The sequence below is a fragment of the Chromohalobacter sp. HP20-39 genome (assembly GCF_033052815.1).
GTDB lineage: Bacteria > Pseudomonadota > Gammaproteobacteria > Pseudomonadales > Halomonadaceae > Chromohalobacter.
Window position 1 is genome coordinate 1 of sequence record NZ_JAWHTP010001275.1, and the last position, 229, is coordinate 229.

Annotated in this window: 1 protein-coding gene; it reads left to right on the top strand. The window is 63.3% G+C overall.

The features are described 5' to 3' along the window. On the top strand, positions 1–229 hold a 229-nt coding region (locus tag RVY79_RS21955; protein ID WP_317466744.1), incomplete at both ends, for a hypothetical protein.

Genomic DNA, 229 nt, shown 5'->3' on the forward strand with positions numbered 1-229 from the left:
CCCGACAGACTCGGCGAAGGCGTTGTCTTCATCACCCCACTGCAAGGCGATCACGAAATGCAGGCCGCGGCGGTGGCGGGCTTCAACGTTTCGCAAAAACAGCACTGCGTTCGTGTCACGGGCCGCAATCAGCCAGGCATTGCCGCGGCACTGACCGAGGACCTTGCCGAGGCCGGAATCAACCTCCGGGGCTTCTCAGCCGCAGCGATCGACTCGCAGTTCGTTGCCT